The organism is Amycolatopsis albidoflavus (assembly GCF_039525725.1).
Lineage (GTDB): Bacteria > Actinomycetota > Actinomycetes > Mycobacteriales > Pseudonocardiaceae > Amycolatopsis > Amycolatopsis albidoflava.
On sequence record NZ_BAAAHV010000011.1, the window covers coordinates 728,941 to 745,017 of the forward strand.

General features: G+C 69.5%; 16 protein-coding genes and 1 pseudogene. 11 read left to right on the top strand and 6 right to left on the bottom strand.

The features are described 5' to 3' along the window. Nucleotides 1–26: 26 nt before the first annotated feature. Nucleotides 27–818, bottom strand: coding sequence for a thioesterase family protein (locus ABD156_RS17845; protein WP_344274135.1), 792 nt, complete (start codon nucleotides 816–818; stop codon nucleotides 27–29). Then, a complete protein-coding gene (locus tag ABD156_RS17850) occupies nucleotides 818–1,708 on the bottom strand; it encodes a RecB family exonuclease (RefSeq protein ID WP_344274138.1) in 891 nt (296 codons plus the stop codon). The genes ABD156_RS17845 and ABD156_RS17850 overlap by 1 nt, the downstream gene beginning before the upstream one ends. 241 nt (nucleotides 1,709–1,949) lie before the next feature. Here ABD156_RS17850 and ABD156_RS17855 point away from each other — a divergent pair. From ABD156_RS17855 to ABD156_RS17875, 5 genes and pseudogenes are all read left to right on the top strand, one after another. Next, nucleotides 1,950–2,087 (top strand): annotated as a pseudogene (locus ABD156_RS17855) (AraC family ligand binding domain-containing protein); the annotation flags it as partial. A 78-nt stretch (nucleotides 2,088–2,165) separates the two neighbouring features. Next, on the top strand, nucleotides 2,166–2,645 hold the full coding sequence (locus ABD156_RS17860; protein ID WP_344274513.1) for a helix-turn-helix transcriptional regulator: 480 nt from the start codon (nucleotides 2,166–2,168) through the stop codon (nucleotides 2,643–2,645). A gap of 83 nt (nucleotides 2,646–2,728) precedes the next feature. Continuing rightward, nucleotides 2,729–3,862: a 4-hydroxybenzoate 3-monooxygenase gene (locus ABD156_RS17865; protein WP_344274141.1), complete on the top strand. Its 1,134-nt coding sequence runs from the start codon at nucleotides 2,729–2,731 to the stop codon at nucleotides 3,860–3,862. Between the two features lie 85 nt (nucleotides 3,863–3,947). After that, entirely contained in the window at nucleotides 3,948–5,102 is a 1,155-nt protein-coding gene (locus ABD156_RS17870) for a M50 family metallopeptidase (RefSeq protein ID WP_344274144.1), read from the top strand. Nucleotides 5,103–5,180: 78 nt separating this feature from the next. Continuing rightward, a complete protein-coding gene (locus ABD156_RS17875) occupies nucleotides 5,181–6,011 on the top strand; it encodes a tRNA (adenine-N1)-methyltransferase (RefSeq protein ID WP_344274147.1) in 831 nt (276 codons plus the stop codon). On the opposite strand, the gene ABD156_RS17880 is transcribed toward ABD156_RS17875, so the two are convergent. Together ABD156_RS17880 and ABD156_RS17885 are read right to left on the bottom strand one after the other, a co-directional pair. Then, nucleotides 6,008–6,466 (bottom strand): hypothetical protein, encoded by a 459-nt coding sequence (locus ABD156_RS17880; RefSeq protein WP_344274150.1) that lies wholly within the window; start codon nucleotides 6,464–6,466, stop codon nucleotides 6,008–6,010. The two genes, ABD156_RS17875 and ABD156_RS17880, sit on opposite strands and share 4 nt — an antisense overlap. Further along, nucleotides 6,467–7,342, bottom strand: coding sequence for a hypothetical protein (locus ABD156_RS17885; protein ID WP_344274153.1), 876 nt, complete (start codon nucleotides 7,340–7,342; stop codon nucleotides 6,467–6,469). 338 nt (nucleotides 7,343–7,680) lie between these two features. Between ABD156_RS17885 and arc the strand changes: the two genes are divergently transcribed. Next, nucleotides 7,681–9,483 carry a proteasome ATPase gene (gene arc, locus ABD156_RS17890; protein WP_344274157.1) on the top strand — a complete coding sequence of 601 codons (1,803 nt, stop codon included), beginning with the start codon at nucleotides 7,681–7,683 and terminating at the stop codon, nucleotides 9,481–9,483. 55 nt (nucleotides 9,484–9,538) lie between these two features. Here the strand turns inward: arc and ABD156_RS17895 are convergent, their stop codons facing one another. Continuing rightward, on the bottom strand, nucleotides 9,539–10,444 hold the full coding sequence (locus tag ABD156_RS17895; RefSeq protein WP_344274160.1) for a DMT family transporter: 906 nt from the start codon (nucleotides 10,442–10,444) through the stop codon (nucleotides 9,539–9,541). A 120-nt stretch (nucleotides 10,445–10,564) separates the two neighbouring features. Here ABD156_RS17895 and ABD156_RS17900 point away from each other — a divergent pair, with 120 nt between their 5' ends. Both ABD156_RS17900 and ABD156_RS17905 read left to right on the top strand, forming a co-directional pair. Further along, a complete protein-coding gene (locus ABD156_RS17900; RefSeq protein WP_101439870.1) occupies nucleotides 10,565–10,903 on the top strand; it encodes a hypothetical protein in 339 nt (112 codons plus the stop codon). A gap of 95 nt (nucleotides 10,904–10,998) precedes the next feature. Beyond that, nucleotides 10,999–11,922 carry an aldo/keto reductase gene (locus tag ABD156_RS17905; protein WP_344274167.1) on the top strand — a complete coding sequence of 308 codons (924 nt, stop codon included), beginning with the start codon at nucleotides 10,999–11,001 and terminating at the stop codon, nucleotides 11,920–11,922. A 769-nt stretch (nucleotides 11,923–12,691) separates the two neighbouring features. Here ABD156_RS17905 and ABD156_RS17910 read toward each other — a convergent pair. Beyond that, nucleotides 12,692–13,210 carry an NUDIX hydrolase gene (locus tag ABD156_RS17910; protein WP_344274169.1) on the bottom strand — a complete coding sequence of 173 codons (519 nt, stop codon included), beginning with the start codon at nucleotides 13,208–13,210 and terminating at the stop codon, nucleotides 12,692–12,694. Nucleotides 13,211–13,251: 41 nt separating this feature from the next. On the opposite strand from ABD156_RS17910, the gene dop reads away from it, so the two are divergent. The 3 genes from dop (at nucleotide 13,252) to prcB (ending at nucleotide 16,040) form a co-directional block, all read left to right on the top strand. Beyond that, nucleotides 13,252–14,754: a depupylase/deamidase Dop gene (dop, locus tag ABD156_RS17915; protein WP_344274172.1), complete on the top strand. Its 1,503-nt coding sequence runs from the start codon at nucleotides 13,252–13,254 to the stop codon at nucleotides 14,752–14,754. An 89-nt stretch (nucleotides 14,755–14,843) separates the two neighbouring features. After that, on the top strand, nucleotides 14,844–15,038 hold the full coding sequence (locus ABD156_RS17920; protein ID WP_037806475.1) for a ubiquitin-like protein Pup: 195 nt from the start codon (nucleotides 14,844–14,846) through the stop codon (nucleotides 15,036–15,038). A gap of 138 nt (nucleotides 15,039–15,176) precedes the next feature. Next, nucleotides 15,177–16,040: a proteasome subunit beta gene (prcB, locus tag ABD156_RS17925; RefSeq protein WP_344274179.1), complete on the top strand. Its 864-nt coding sequence runs from the start codon at nucleotides 15,177–15,179 to the stop codon at nucleotides 16,038–16,040. Nucleotides 16,041–16,077 lie beyond the last annotated feature (37 nt).

The following is a 16,077-nucleotide window of genomic DNA, read 5'->3' on the forward strand; positions in this document are numbered from 1 at the left end:
TATCGGACTCGTGCGCCGCGGCGCGCTCATCCGCCCCCGGCCTGTCGCGGACGCACCAGCAAAGCCTGCGCGCCGGTGCCGACCGGACCGGAACGATCGTGCAGCGTACTGGTCGCGGTGCCGACGCCGTGCGGCCCGACCAGCGTCACCGCGTCGAGGCCGATCCACTCGCCCTCGGGGACCCGCCGCAGGTGCACGGTGAGCTCCGAGTTGATGAACCACCACTCGCCCGCCGGAAGGAAATGCGACACCCCGTTGCCGGAGTCGGCGATCGCGAACAGCCGTTGCAGGCCGGTCGGTTCCTCGCCGTCGACCAGCGGATACCGCTGCCGCCCCCACACCGCGGCCGGGCCGGGAGCGGAGATCGCGCCGCGGACCGAACGCCATTCGATCGCGTGCAGGTAACCGCCCTGCCAATCGTCCGGGAAGGCCGCCTCGCTGCCCGCGTCGGCCGCGGGCAGCAGCGGACCGCCGTCGGTGGCGATGTCGGCGGTGTCCGACGTCGCGATCCGCCACCCCGACGCCCGCGCGACCGTCCGGCCGTTCGCGGACAGCTCGGACTGGACCAATTCGACCGTCCGGCCCGGCCGTTCGATCCACGACCGCTGCTCCAGTTCGCCCACCGGAGCCGGGCCGAGGATCTCGACCGTCACCCGCGCCAGCTGCGCCGGATGCCGCGACTCCAGCCGCTCGAGCCCGCGCACCAGCAGCGCCGACGGCGGGCCGAAATGCTGGGCTCCCGGATTCCACGGGCCGGTGGTGTGCTCAGTCGCCTCGTACCGCTCGCCGCCGAGCGGGAGGAAGAACGCGTCGCCCATCAGTCGGCCCGGTCCAAGACCGTCTCCTCGCCCGGATCAGGCTCCGGCCAGCCCGGATACTCCGGCGGCGTGCCGCCGAACTCCGGGCAATGCGCCTGGTGGTCGCACCACGAGCACAGCTTGCCCTTGTTCGGCCGGAAATCGCCGGTCTTGCCCGCCTTCAGGATCGCCTGCCAGATCGCTTCCAGCGTGCGCTCGAACCGGACCAGCTCGGCCTCGTCCGGCGTGTAGGCCAGCGACTGGCCGTCGGTCAGATACATCAGCTTCAGCTGCCGCGGGACGACCCCGCGCAACCGCCACAGCACCAACGCGTAGAACTTCATCTGGAAGAGCGCTTTGGCCTCGCCGATTTCCCGCGGGGCGGCGCCGGTTTTGTAGTCCACGACCCGGATCTCTCCGGTCGGCGCGACATCCACCCGGTCGATGTACCCGCGCAGCAGCACGCCCGAGCCCAGCTCGATCTCGACGTGCAGCTCGCACGCTTCCGGCTCCAGCCTGCGCGGATCTTCCAGCTCGAAGTACGAGTCGAGCAGTTTTTCGGCGGAAGCCAGCCACTTGTCGGTCTCGCCGGGTTCGCCGTCCGCGAACAGCTCTGTCCACTCCGGACTGTCGCTGGACAGCTCCGTCCAGGTCGGTGCGAGCAGCTCCTTCGCACGCGGAGCGACGCGTTCGGCGGCGGGGAGGGCGAAAAGCCGCTCCAGCACCGCGTGGACGAGCGTGCCGCGCAGTTGCGCCCTGGTGGGCACCTCCGGCAGCCGATCGACCGCGCGGAAGCGATAGAGAAGCGGGCACTGCTTGAAGTCGCTCGCCCGGGACGGCGACAACGCAGGCCGCCTCCTGGCGGGCGCGCCGGCCTCGGGAGGGGTGGTGACCGTGGCGGTGTCGGACATGGGGCAGAGCGTAACGCCGGGGTACGACAATTGTTTGGTCCCGGCTTCGCCGGGACGTGCGAGATCGCTCTCAAGCTGGCGTGCGGACCGAGCGGCGCGCCCGGCCCGGGGGGCCGTGCACGCAGCTCCGTCAGCACGCCAGCGCGATCTCGCGTTGTGGTCGGGTTGGGGAATGGGTGTGGTGGCAGTACCGGCTGGGATGACTCCGCAGGGGGCTGGGTGGTTGCCTCGGGGGTTTCGGATGGGGAGGCATTCTCATCCGAATGGGCAGTTGGTTTATGCGGCTCGGGGGGTCTTCAGCACTACGACTGAGTTTGGGACTTGGGTGGCTCCCGCGGATCGGGTTGCCTGGACTCCTCCTGGGTTTGTGCACTCGCATCGGTTTTACGGGCGGACTGACACCCGGATTTTGGCTGTTCCCGCTGAGGAGTGCGGGGCGCTGGACCGGAGGCCTGGGGTGTTTGTGGTTTCGCCGTTGTTGCGGGCCGGGATTTTGGCGTTGACCGGGGACGGGGCGCGGTCTGGCGAGGCGGCTCGGCGGGTTCGGGCTGTGGTGATCGACGAGTTGGGGGAGGTGCCGGGGGAGACGTTGCGTCTTCCGGAGCCTCGGGACGATCGGTTGCGGGTCGTCACGGAGTTGCTGCACGAGGAGCCTGGGCGGGGCGAGACGTTGGCTGAGCTGGGGCGGGTCGCGGGGGCCAGCGAGCGGACGTTGAGCCGGTTGTTCCACAGCGATCTCGGGATGAGTTTTCAGCGTTGGCGCACGGTGTTGCGGGTGCATCACGCGTTGTTCCGGCTGACCGAGGGGGCGTCGGTGACCGACACGGCGATGGGCTGCGGGTGGTCGAATCCGTCGGCGTTCATCGGGGCGTTCACGGCGCTGGTGGGGCAGACGCCGGGGCGGTATCAGGCCGAGTTGCGCGGGCGCGGGGAGTAGCGGGGAGGAAGTTGGCGGGTTTTCGTTATCGGCTGCCTGGTTGGTGGTGGGCGCGGACGGCGGGCTCGAAGACAGTGGTGATCATGAGTCGGACAGACGAGCAAACCACGGTGGTTGTTGTCGGCGGCGGGGTCGCGGGGCTTGCGCTCGGGACGTTTCTCCTGCGCAGCGGGATCCCTTGTGTGGTATTGGAAAAGCACAGCCGGGAGTATGTCGAGCAGCGGCAGCGAGCGGGTTCGCTCGACGGGCGCGGGGTGCGGATGCTGCGGGAGTGGGGAGTCGGAGAGGCTGTCGAGGGGCACGGGGGCGGGCCGTCGGACGTGGTGTTGCCGCTGATCGTCGATGGCGAGCGGCGGGCGTGGCGGATGGACGTCGACGAGGACGGGGCGGGTGCGTTCATTCCGCAGCAGGTCCTCGTGCGGAACCTCATCCGGATCTTTCTGCGGGACGGCGGCGATCTCCGGTTCGGGGCGGAGGACGTCGTGCTGGAGCGGCTTGACACTGATCAGCCTCGGGTGCGGTATCGGGACAAGGCGATCAGCTGCGAGTTCGTCGCGGGCGCGGACGGGTTTCAGGGCGTCAGCCGGACGGCGGTTCCGGACGGGTTTCTCACCTGCCACAGCCACGAGTTCGGTTACGCCTGGTTGTCCGCGATGACGGGGGTGCCTGCTGATCCGGTGGCCGTGATGGCGGTGCATTCGCGGGGGTTCGCCGCGCGGATCACCCGTGGGCCGGAAGCGAGCCGGGTCTACCTGCAGTGTCCGGTGGACGACACAGTCGGCGACTGGCCGGACGATCGGGTTTGGGACGAACTCGACGCGCGGTTCGGCTCGGCAGTGGTGCGGGGGCCGATCGCCACCAAGCAGGTCGTGCCGTTGCGCGGGGTGGTGTTCAGCCCGATGCGCTACGGCAGGCTGTGTCTCCTCGGGGATGCGGCGCATCTGATTTCGCCGATGAGCGCGGAGGGAATGAGCCTCGCGCTGCATGACGCGGAGGTGCTTGCCCGGGCGATCGCCGGCGAGGTGGAGAAGGGCGATCCGAGTCTGCTGGAAGGCTACTCGGACGCCTGTTTGGCCCACGTCTGGGAACGGCAGGCGTCGGCGGTGTGGATGACCGACGCGATGCACGATTCCGGGGACGCTTCGTATCGCGGGGAGTTCCGGAAACAGGTGGCGCGGGCGAATCTGGAGAACCTCGTCGAGCCGAAGCCCGCCTGACCCTGCCGCTCGGCGAGACCGACACCACCCGTCCGGGGCGACCGGGTCACCGGCTTCCCACACCCGGCCCCCTACGCTGTCCGGCATGGCCGCGACCAGTCAGCACGGCGCCGGGCCCGCTCGGCGCGCCGGCGGGGACGGCGGTCTGCTGCTGTTCCGGGTCGGCGGGGTGCCCGTTTTGCTCGCCCCGTCGTGGTGGATCGGGTCGCTCGTCATCGTGGTGCTTTACGCGCCGCTGGTCGGGCGGCTGCTCCCGGACGTTTCGACGCCGACCTCCTGGCTGCTCGCCGCCGCGTTCGCGGTGCTGCTCGGGCTTTCCGTGCTCGCGCACGAACTGGGCCACTGCCTCGTGGCGCTGCGGCTCGGGATTCCGGTCCGGCGGCTGCGGCTCTTCCTCCTCGGCGGACTGTCCGAAGTGGCCCGTACGCCGCGACGGCCGGGGCAGGAAGGGCTGGTCGCCGCGGCGGGTCCGGCGGTTTCGCTGGTCCTGGGCGGATTCTGCTCGCTGCTGCTGTTCGCGGTCCCGCCGGACGGCGCGGTGTGGCTGCTGGTCGCCGAGTGCGCGGTGGCCAACTTCGCGGTCGGGTTGTTCAATCTTCTGCCAGGATTGCCGCTGGACGGCGGACGGCTTGTGCGCGCCGGGGTCTGGGCGATGACCGGGTTGCGGGCCAAGGGAACGAAGGCCGCGGTCGCCGGCGGGGCGCTGGTCGCGACCGGGCTGATCGTCTGGGCATTGCTCGGCTTGGCGATGCAGAGCCCGGACCGCTGGTTGCGGCTCGGCGTGTGCGTCGTGACGGCGTGGTTCGTGATCCTCGGCGCGCGGTCCGAGCTCGCCGCCGAAGCCCGCCGCGGCTGGCCGGCCGGGCTGGAACTGTCCGATTTGGTGCGTCCGGTGCTGCAGCTGCCCGCGGAGAGCCCGGTTTCCGACGCCTTGGCCGCGTCGGCAGGCCGGGGAGTCGTGCTGGTGCGCGCGGACGGTGTCGCGGCGGGATTGCTGGACGAGCAAGCCGCGCAGCAGCTGGCGAGCATCAGTCCGCACGCGCCCGCGGAACAGGCCGCCGAGCCGATCCGCGCGGAGACCGTGCTGCTGGCCTCGGAACCGGGGGAGGAGATCGCCGAGCGCGTGCGGGAGACGCCTGCCTGGCAGTTCCTCGTGGTCGACGACGAAGGCCGGCCCGCCGGGGTGCTGCGCCGGGAGGACCTGCGGACCGCGCTGATGCAGGGCCGTCGCGCTCAGTGAGGCACCCGCGCACGACGCGCGCGGGACGACCTGCGAGGATTCGACGTCGGCGTTCCGGGTTTGCAGTGGAGGAAGAAGTTGTCGGTCAGCGGACCGTTTCGTGCAGGTGACCGGGTTCAGCTGACGGACTCGAAAGGCAGGCACTACACCCTCACGCTCGCCGACGGCGGCGAGTACCACACGCATCGCGGCGCCCTCGCGCACGACGACCTCATCGGCCGTCCCGAGGGCAGCGTGGTCACTTCGGCGGGCGGCAGCACGTATCTCGCGCTGCGGCCGCTGCTCCCGGACTACGTGCTGTCGATGCCGCGCGGCGCGCAGGTCATCTACCCGAAGGACGCCGCGCAGATCGTGATGTGGGGCGACATCTTCCCGGGCGCACGCGTCCTCGAAGCCGGTGCCGGTTCGGGCGCGCTCACTTGCTCGCTGCTGCGCGCGGTCGGTCCGGCCGGACAGGTGTTCTCGTACGAGATCCGCGACGACCACGCGGAGCACGCGGAGCGCAACGTCACGAAGTTCTTCGGCGAGAAGCCGGACAACTGGACGCTCACCGTCGCCGATCTGGCCACGCACACCGGCGAGGTCGACCGGGTCGTGCTGGACATGCTCGCGCCGTGGGACCAGCTCCCGAACGTCGCCGCGCACCTGGTGCCCGGCGGGGTGCTGACGGTCTACGTCGCCACCGTCACCCAGCTGTCGCGCGTCACGGAATCGCTGCGGGAGCAGCAGTGCTGGACCGAGCCGGAGTCGTGGGAGACGCTGATGCGGCCTTGGCACGTCGTCGGCCTCGCGGTGCGGCCGGACCACCGGATGGTCGCGCACACCGCTTTCCTGCTCACCGCACGCCGTCTGGCCGACGGCACAGTGTCGCCGCGTGTTTCACGACGGCCCAGCAAGGGCAAAGGCTAACCAGGGACGCACCAACGGCCGTTCTCGCGACGCAGCGGGAACGGCGTGTCCTTGTGCCCGCCGGTGCCTTCGACCCGGACAGTCACGGTCGCGTCGTCGCCCGCGATCGCCGGCTGTCCGGCGAGTGAGACGCGAAGCGGGCCCGCGGCGTCCCATTTCGCCTGGAGTTCCTTCAACGCCGCCACAGTTTGCGGTTTGCAAGTGAGAGTGCCGAATTCGGCGGAGTCGGCGCGCGTAATCGCCTCCACGAGAGTGCGCGCCAGCGTGGCTACCGCGGCCTGATCCGCCGCGGGCGCGGGACTCTGGGACGGGCTGCTTCGCGGCGGAGGCGGGGTAGCGGGCGGTTCCGTGGTGGTGCGGGCGGGCCCCGGCAGGCCGATCAGGACCAGGCCGAGGACACCGCCCGCGACAACGACCGCGAGCAGGACGAGTGCCGTGCTGAGCCGGCGTCTCACTTAGTGGTCCGTGCTGACCTTCCCGAGGCACCAGGCCCCGCCCTGGCGCAGGGCGGTGAGGGTGCCGTCGGCGGTCTTCGTGGACGTGGTGACGTGGTACTTCACCGTGGCCTGGTCGCCGCTTTCCTGCGGGCTGCCGGTCAGCTCGAAGTGGATGCCCGAGGGCATCTTGTCGGTCGGCTTCTGGCCCTTGGTGAGGCTGGTGCAGAGCAGCGAGTACAGCCCGTCGGTGTCGGAGCTGTTGTACGCCGCGGAAGCGGCGTCGAACAGCTCGCCCGAGGTGGGCTTCGCACCGGACGCGGCCGGGTAGTTGCCGCTGCTCGAACCCGACGACGACGTGCTCGACGGGGACGACGACGAACTGCCGCTGGACTGCGGGCTCGCGACCGGAGCCGAGGACGACGCCGGCGGGGCGGCGTTCTTGTTGTCCTTGCTGTCGCCGGTGAGCCAGATGACCAGGCCGGTCCCGCCGCCGAGGAGGACCACGGCAGCGATCACGACGCCGACGATCAGGCCGGTCTTCTTCTTTTTCGGCGGCTCCTCGCCGAACCCGCCGAACTGGCCTCCCGGCTGCTGCCCGAACGGACCGCCGGGCTGCCCGGGCTGGCCGGGTTGCTGTCCGAACTGCCCGAACTGGTCCGGCTGCTGGCCGTACTGCTGGGGACCGCCGGGCTGCTGGTATCCGCCCTGGTAGGGGCCTTGACCGGGACCGGGCGCGGAGGGGAACCCGCCGGACTGCGGGCCTTGCGGCGGCTGCCCGCCCTGGTTCCATCCGCCCTGCTGAGGCTGCCCGTACGGCTGCTGGCCGCCGGGCTGCTGCCCGTACGGGTTCGGCTGCTGTCCGTAGCCGCCGGGCTGCTGCGGCGGATAAGTCATCTCGGTTCCCCCTGCCGTGCGAACGAAAGTCCTGGCCACGCGCGAAGCGCGGCCACCCGGGGATGCTAGCCAGCCGCGCTCGTTTCCGCGCAGCCAACCCGCAAGTCGGGTTTGCGGGACGCGTCGCGGGGCATCCGCAGTGCGTTCAGTTCCGCGTTGCGGAAACCCGCGCGGAGCGGATTCCCGTCCGCGGCACCGAATCGGCCGCTTGCGCTGCGCTCGCGGCCGTGCTGGCCGGAAGAAAAAGCGCGACGCGCCGGTCTTGTGATGCGGAAAGGCCTTTTCTTGTCGGTGATCGCCGGTACCGTGGAATGAAAAGCACTCCGAGGAGGTGCCCGATGCATCATGACCTTCCCGGAGGTCGGCGCGAGGAGGCCGACCCTTCAGCAACCGGCGGAGCAGGGCAGACACCAGAGGAACAAGCCCGGCAGATCCGTTTTCTCGAGGAAGAAGTGGCGCTGCTGCGCCGCAGGCTCACCGATTCCCCGCGACAGAACCGCGTTCTCGAACAACGTCTCGCAGAGGCGTCGGAACGGGTGAGTCAGCTCACCGAGCGGAACACGAAACTCGTCGAAACCCTGCGCGAGGCGCGGGGCCAGCTGCTCGCCCTCCGCGAAGAGGTCGACCGCCTGGCCCAGCCGCCGAGCGGCTACGGGGTGTTCGTCGAGGCGTACGAGGACAACACGGTGGACGTCTACACCGCGGGGCGCAAGATGCGCGTCTCGGTGTCGCCCGCGGTGGAGGTCTCGTCGCTGCGGCGCGGGCAGGCGTTGCGGCTCAACGAGGCGCTCACGGTCGTCGAAGGAGGCGATTTCGAGCGCACCGGCGAGGTGTGCGCGCTGCGCGAAGTGCTCGCACCGGACGTCGAGGGCGGCGCCACGCGCGCTCTCGTGGTCGGCCACGCGGACGAGGAGCGGGTCGTCCTGCTTTCCGGTCCGCTCTCCGAGCAGCCGCTCAAACCGGGCGATTCGCTCCTGGTGGACTCCAAAGCGGGCTACGCCTACGAGCGGGTGCCGAAGGCCGAGGTCGAGGACCTCGTGCTGGAGGAGGTGCCGGACGTCCGCTACGAGGACATCGGCGGCCTGACCCGGCAGATCGAGCAGATCCGCGACGCCGTGGAGCTGCCGTTCCTGCACGCGGACCTGTACGAGCAGTACCAGCTGCGCCCGCCGAAGGGCGTCCTGCTCTACGGCCCTCCGGGATGCGGGAAGACGCTCATCGCGAAGGCGGTGGCGAACTCGCTGGCCAAGAAGGTCGCCGAGGCTCGCGGGGACCAGGCGGACGGCAAGTCCTACTTCCTCAACATCAAGGGCCCGGAGCTGCTGAACAAGTTCGTCGGCGAGACCGAGCGGTCGATCCGGCTGATCTTCCAGCGGGCGCGGGAAAAGGCCTCCGAGGGCACCCCGGTCATCGTGTTCTTCGACGAGATGGACTCGATCTTCCGCACCCGCGGCTCGGGCGTGTCGTCGGACGTGGAGACGACGATCGTGCCCCAGCTGCTGTCGGAGATCGACGGCGTCGAGGGGCTGGAGAACGTCATCGTCATCGGCGCCTCCAACCGCGAGGACATGATCGACCCGGCGATCCTGCGGCCGGGCCGGCTCGACGTGAAGATCAAGATCGAGCGGCCGGACGCCGAGGGCGCGAAGGACATCTTCTCGAAGTACCTGGCCGAGGGCCTGCCGATCCACGCCGACGACCTGGCGGAGTTCGGCGGGGACCAGAAGGCGACGTTCGACGCGATGATCCAGCACACCGTCGAGCGGATGTACGAGGAGAGCGACGAGAACCGGTTCCTGGAGGTCACTTACGCCAACGGGGACAAGGAAGTCCTGTACTTCCGCGACTTCAACTCGGGCGCGATGATCCAGAACATCGTGGACCGGGCGAAGAAGTCGGCGATCAAGTCGGTGCTGGAGACCAAGCAGCCCGGCCTGCGCGTGCAGCACCTGCTGGACGCGATCGTCGACGAGTTCGCGGAGAACGAGGACCTGCCCAACACCACCAACCCGGACGACTGGGCCCGGATCTCCGGCAAGAAGGGCGAGCGGATCGTCTACATCCGCACGCTCGTCACCGGCAAGAACCAGGAATCGGGGCGGGCGATCGACACCGCCACGAACACCGGTCAGTACCTGTAGCGCACCGCGAACCTGTGGGGCCGCCGGATCGTCTCCGGCGGCCCCACAGGCCGTTTCAGACCCGTTCCAGGACCGGTTGCCGCGTGCGGGAAAGCCGTCCGTGCGACGCCAGGATCCCGAGCACCACGAGCAGCGCGCCGACGGGTTCGTTCCAGTGCACCGGCTCGTCGAGGACCAGCACTCCGAGCAGAACACCGACCACTGGAGTGAGGTAGGTCACAGCGGAAGCGTTGGCCGCGCCCCAGGCAGTCGCGATGGCGGTGTTCCAGGTGTAGGCCACGCCGGTGCCCAGCACGCCGAGCGCGAGCATGGACAGGACCACGGCCAGATTCAGGTGCACCGGCTGCGCGGCGATCACCGGCGTGGCGGCGAGCAGAATGACGGTGGCGAAACCGGTTTGCCCGAAGGCGACGACCACTGGGTCCGGATTGCGCGGGGACACGAACTTCCGCAGATACACGAAAGCCATGCCGTAGCAGGTGGTCGCGCCGAGGCAAGCGAGCTGAGCCAGTACTTCGTGGCTGAGGTCGATCCCGCGCCAGACGCCGACCAGTGTGAGCACGCCCGCGAAACCGATCAGCAGCCCGGCGGTTTTCGGGCGCGTGAGCCGCTCGGCGGGCAGGGCGGCCGCGGCGAACAGCATGGTCAGCAGGGGAGTAGTGGCGTTGAAGATGCTGGCGAGCCCCGACGCCACGTACTGTTCGGCCCACGAGTACAGCAGGAACGGGCCGACGCAGAACAACAGCGAAACCACCGCGAGATGCGCCCACAAGGCGGGATCGCGGGGGAGCGATCGCCTGCGCAGCACCAGGAACGCCCCGAGTGTCAGCGCGCCTAGCGCGACCCGGGCAAGCGCGACCTGAGCCGGCGACAGCCCCTCCAGGCCCACTTTGATGAACAGAAAACTGGCGCCCCACACGACGGCGAGCGCGACGAAGCGGGCGGCGATGCCGAACCTCACTGAACCTCCGAAACGGCCGGATGACTGCTGCGGCCAGTCAACGTCCGCGCCACGCCCGGAGTCCAGCAGGTTTCGGTCACTGTGTTCACCGTCGGTGTATAACGCCCTATACTGCGCCGCGTGAGCACAGACAACGCCCGCCCGCGCCCGCCGATCACCGAAGCCGACGTACTGGCCTGGCTCGAGACGACCGCCGCCGCCGTCCAGGCGGGGGAGCTGAACGCGAACGACCTGATCGACCTGCTGGGGGAGCTGCGCCGCGCGTCCGCGGCCTGCGCCGACGCTTCCGACTGGGCACTGCTGGCCGCCCGGGAGGAGGGAGCCAGTCTTCGCCAAATCGCCCCCGTGTTCGGCAAAGGCTACGTCCGGGCGCCCGCGGCCCGCCTCGAAAAGCTCCACCGGCAAGCCCAAAACTCCGGCCAATGGCTCGCCATCCTTCGGCACAAACAAAGTGTATAACGACCTATACATCTGGCGATTAGAAAACGCTCCACGTTGCCTCACCTAAACTCGCTCGACCATTCCCGACTACCGCTGAAGACAGGGAGATCCCGATGAACCGCATCGCGGTGGGGCTGGCCGCGCTCGGCCGTCCGGCATACATCAATCTGGGGCGGGACTTGCCCGAAGTGCGGGACGTTCCGTCGATGCGGGCCGCGACACACGAGGTGCTCGACGCGGCGTATGCGGCGGGAGTCCGATGGGTCGACGTCGCGCGGTCTTACGGCCGTTCGGAGGAGTTTCTCGGCAGCTGGTTGGCTGAACGCGGGCACCGGGATGTGACTGTGTCCAGCAAGTGGGGCTACCGCTACGTGGGCGAGTGGCGGCTTGACGCGGACGTTCACGAGGTCAAGGAACACACGCTGCCGCGGTTTCGTGAGCAGTGGGCGCAGACGCGGGAGTTCCTGGCGGGGCACGTGGATCTGTACCAGGTTCATTCGCTCACTGTGGACAGTCCACTTTTCACTGATCCGGCGTTGATTGACGCGCTGGCCGGGCTTTCCGGGTCCGGGGTTGAGGTTGGGTTCTCTACCTCCGGACCGGCGCAGGCGGAGGTGGTGCGGCGGGCGTTCGAGCTGGAATCGGGCGGGCGGCCGGTGTTTTCGTCGGTTCAGTCGACGTGGAATGTGTTCGAGCCGTCGGTCGGCCCGGCGCTGGCCGAGGCGAAAGCGGCTGGAAAACGGGTGCTGGTCAAGGAAACTCTCGCGAACGGGCGGCTGGTTGCGGAGGCTCCGGAGCCGCTGCGGCGGATCGCTGAGGCGCATGGGGTCGGCCCGGACGCGATCGCGGTGGCGGCTGTGCTTGGGCAGGAGTGGGCGCCGGTGGCGGTGATCGGTCCGTCGAGCCCGGCGCAGCTGACCGCGAACCTCGCCGCCACGCGGGTCCGGTTGAGCGACGAGGACTGCGCTGTCCTGGGACAACTCGCGCAGGACGCGCGCGAGTACTGGGCGCATCGATCCCACCTCGGGTGGAGCTGAGCGATTGCATTACCCTCGGGGCCCAGCATGGCCCGGGGCGGACGGGCAACATTGAGCGCGGAGGGGCAACGTGCGTCGTCGGCAGGTGCCAGCGGTCGCTGTGCTGGTCGGGCTGGGGGCGCTGGCCGGGCTCGCTGGGTGCGGCAATCGGCCTAACAATCTCGAGACTTATTACGACGATCCGGCTCCCTCGCCGGGTACTAGTGCGCCAGTGGCTCCGCCGGTGTCGCGGGCCGTTGATCCTCCGGCGGTTTCTTCCGCGGTGGTACCGGATCCGGGGCGGGCTCAGGCGGCGTTGTTGTCTGATTCGGACGTTGCCGAGGAGGGTGTCGCGCCGGGGTCCGGGCGGGTTTCCGGGTGTTTGAGCGGGTTGGCTGCTGGGGAGCGGAAGTCGGTCAGCTGGGTTTATCCGAGTGGGTCGGCGTTGACGCACGAGGTCACGGTGTATGCGGGCCGGTCCGGTGAGGATGTTGTGGCGGGGACGCATTGTGCGGGGGTTGAGGTGACGTTGCCGCCGCAGCCGGGGGTGAGTGTGCAGCGGGCTTGGTGTGAGGGCTCGACTTGTGCTGTGTTGGTGGCTCAGGGAAATCTGGTGTCGGCGCTAAGCGTCGCGGCAAGCACCCCAGCGCGGGCACAAGACGCGGCGAAGCGGTTGTTGCCGAAAGTCGTGGCTAAGTTGGCGGGGTAGGTCGCCAAGCTGTGTTTTTGGCGTCGGCTCCGCCCCCGCGGTGGTGGGCGAGTCTCAGGAACCGGTGCGGGGCTGTGGGCTTTAGCCGTAGCGGTGGAACCATTCTTGGACGCCTGAGCGGCCGTCTGGGATGAAGGGCGGCTTGGGGTCTGAGGCGAAGACCCAGGTGCGGAGTTTGTCGAGTGGCATCCAGTGGCCTTCTGCGATTTCTTCTGGTTGTAGGTGGATGGGGCCGTCCCAGCGGGCTTCGTAGGCGAAGTTGTGGCAGCGGATGTTGCCGTCGTCGTAGATTTTGGTGAAGAGCGGGGTGGGGTCCACTCCGTGGATGCCTAGTTCTTCGGCCAGTTCGCGGCGGGCGCATGCTGCGGGGGTTTCGCCTGCGGCTACTACTCCGCCTGCCCAGCAGTCCCAGGTAGAAGGGAAAGTGTCCTTGTCCGCGGTGCGGAGGTGCACGTAGACGTTGCGGCCGTCGCCCGATCGGACGAGGACTACGCCGGCGGCGTGCCAGAGTCCTTCGGCTCGCACTCGGGAGCGGAGGGCCTCGCCTACTGCGTGGCCTGCGTCGTCATAGAGGGCAACGAGTTCGTCACTGCCTGGCATGGGGGCATCGTCGCACGCGTCTAACCCGTAGGGTGGTGGGCATGCGTCGGATCATGGGAACCGAAGTCGAGTACGGCATCGCCGTGCCCGGGGACGCCACGGCGAACCCGGTGCTCACCTCGACTCAGGTGGTGCTGGCCTACGCCGCGGCTGCGGACATCCCGAGGGCGCGCCGGGCGCGCTGGGACTACGAGGTGGAGTCGCCGTTGCGCGACGCGCGCGGGTTCGACCTGACCGGTCCTGGAGGGCCGGGGCACGACCCGGACGTCGAGGACCTCGGCGCGGCGAACGTCATCCTCACCAACGGTGCGCGGCTGTACGTGGACCACGCGCATCCGGAGTACTCCGCGCCGGAGGTCACGAACGCGCGGGATGCCGTCATCTGGGACAAAGCGGGCGAGCGGGTGATGGAGGAGGCCGCGTTGAAGGCGGCCACCGTGCCGGGGCAGCCGCCGTTGCAGCTGTACAAGAACAACGTGGACGGCAAGGGCGCGAGCTACGGCACGCACGAGAACTATCTGATGCAGCGGTCGACGCCGTTCACTGCGGTGATCGGCGGGCTGACGCCGTTCTTCGCGTCGCGGCAGGTGATGTGCGGGTCCGGCCGGGTCGGGATCGGGCAGCAGAGCGAAGAAGCGGGTTTCCAGCTTTCGCAGCGCTCCGATTACATCGAGGTCGAGGTCGGGCTGGAGACCACGCTCAAGCGCGGGATCATCAACACGCGCGACGAGCCGCACGCGGACGCGGACAAGTACCGGCGGCTGCACGTGATCATCGGGGACGCGAACCTGTCGGAGTACTCGACGTATCTGAAGGTCGGGACGACGGCGCTGGTGCTGGACCTGATCGAGGCCGGCGTGCGGTTCGACGACCTGAAGCTGGACGAGCCGGTGCGGGCGGTGCACAAGATCAGCCACGACCCGACGCTGAAGACGAAGGTCGAGCTGGCGAACGGGAAGAAGTTCACCGGGTTGGACCTGCAGTTCGCCTACCACGAGCTGGCGGCGGCGAACCTCGAGCGCACGGGCGCGGACGAGGCGTCGAAGGAAGTGCTGCGGGTGTGGGGCGAGATCCTGGACGCGCTGGCGCGGGATCCGCAGGAGTGCGCGGACCGGCTGGACTGGCCGGCGAAGCTGCGGCTGCTGGAGGGCTACCGGGAGCGGGACCAGCTGGCGTGGGGCGCGCCGCGGCTGCGGCTGGTGGATCTGCAGTATTCGGATGTCCGCCTGGGCAAGGGCCTGTACAACCGGCTGGTCACGCGGGGTTCGATGAAGCGGCTGGTCACCGAGGAGGAGGTGCAGGCGGCGATCACGACTCCGCCGTCGGACACGCGCGCCTACTTCCGGGGCCGGGCGCTGGAGAAGTACGCGTCGTCGATCGCGGCGGCGTCGTGGGATTCGGTGATTTTCGACGTGGGTCGGGAGTCGCTGGTGCGGATCCCGACGCTGGAGCCGTTGCGGGGGACGAAGGCGCACGTCGGGAAGCTGCTGGACGCGGCGGCGACGGCGGAGGAGCTGGTGGAGGCGATCACCGGTTCGGACTAGCGCGATCCCGGCGTTTCGGGCCGCTGGAAGGCCCTTTTCGTCGGTACCGCTGGGTAGGCTAGGGAACATCGGCCAGACCGGGAGGCGAGATGGCGCAGGAGAAGATCGAGAAGCACGGCGGCGGCGATTCCGACGAGGAGTTCGACGACGCCGGCGGGGCGGGCCAGGAACGGCGGGAGAAGCTCGGCGAGGACGTGGACACGATCCTCGACGAGATCGACGACGTGCTGGAGGAGAACGCCGAGGACTTCGTCCGCGCCTACGTGCAGAAGGGCGGCGAGTAGCCGTCCGCCCGTCGCGGCCGTCCCGGATGCGGGGCGGTGCGGCGGGCGCGCTGGGCCGGAGGTTTCGCGCGGCCGCGCCGGGGGCAGGTTTGCCGGTGGCGTTGCCGGGCACGGGATAGATGGGAACCGAGAGCACGTATGGACAACACCTCCTCTGGGGCGGGTTTTTCCGGGCCCGGACTGCCGTCGGCCTACTTTTCGCCGGCGACGTCGTCGTTCGCGGATTTCGTGCGCGCGACCGCGCCGGAGCTGCTGCCCGCGCGGCGGGTGCCCGCGGGCGCGGGCGAGCTGAACGCGCCGCACGGCACCACGATCGTCGCGGTCGCGTTCGCCGGCGGGGTGCTGATCGCCGGTGACCGGCGGGCGACGTCGGGGAATCTGATCGCGAGCCGGGACATCGAGAAGGTGCACGTCACGGACGAGTACTCGGCGGTGGGCATCGCGGGGACCGCGGGGCTGGCCGTGGAGATGGTCCGGCTGTACGCGGTGGAGCTGGCGCACTACGAGAAGATCGAGGGCGTTTCGCTTTCGCTGGACGGCAAGACGAACAAGCTGGCCGGGATGGTGAAGGCGAACCTGGAGATGGCGATGGCGGGCCTCGCGGTCGTGCCGTTGTTCGTCGGGTACGACCTGGAGGCCGAGGACGCGAAGCACGCGGGCCGGATCGTGTCGTACGACGCGGCGGGCGGGCGGTACGAGGAGCACGCCGGGTACGCGAGCGTCGGTTCGGGTTCGCTGTTCGCGAAGTCGTCGCTGAAGAAGCTGTACGACCCGGACGCGGATGCCGACGCGGCGGTGCGGACGGCGCTGGAGGCGTTGTACGACGCGGCGGACGACGACACCGCGAGCGGCGGGCCGGACCTGGTGCGGCGGATTTTCCCGAACGTCATCACCATCACCGCGGAGGACGGCGCGGTGGTGCTGCCCGCGGAGCGGACGGGTGCGGTGGCCGAGGCGGTGGTGGCCGGGCGCGCGGAGCGCAATCACCACCGGCCGGTCTGAGGCCGCCGATGTCCGCTGAATCAATGACTGCCGAGTT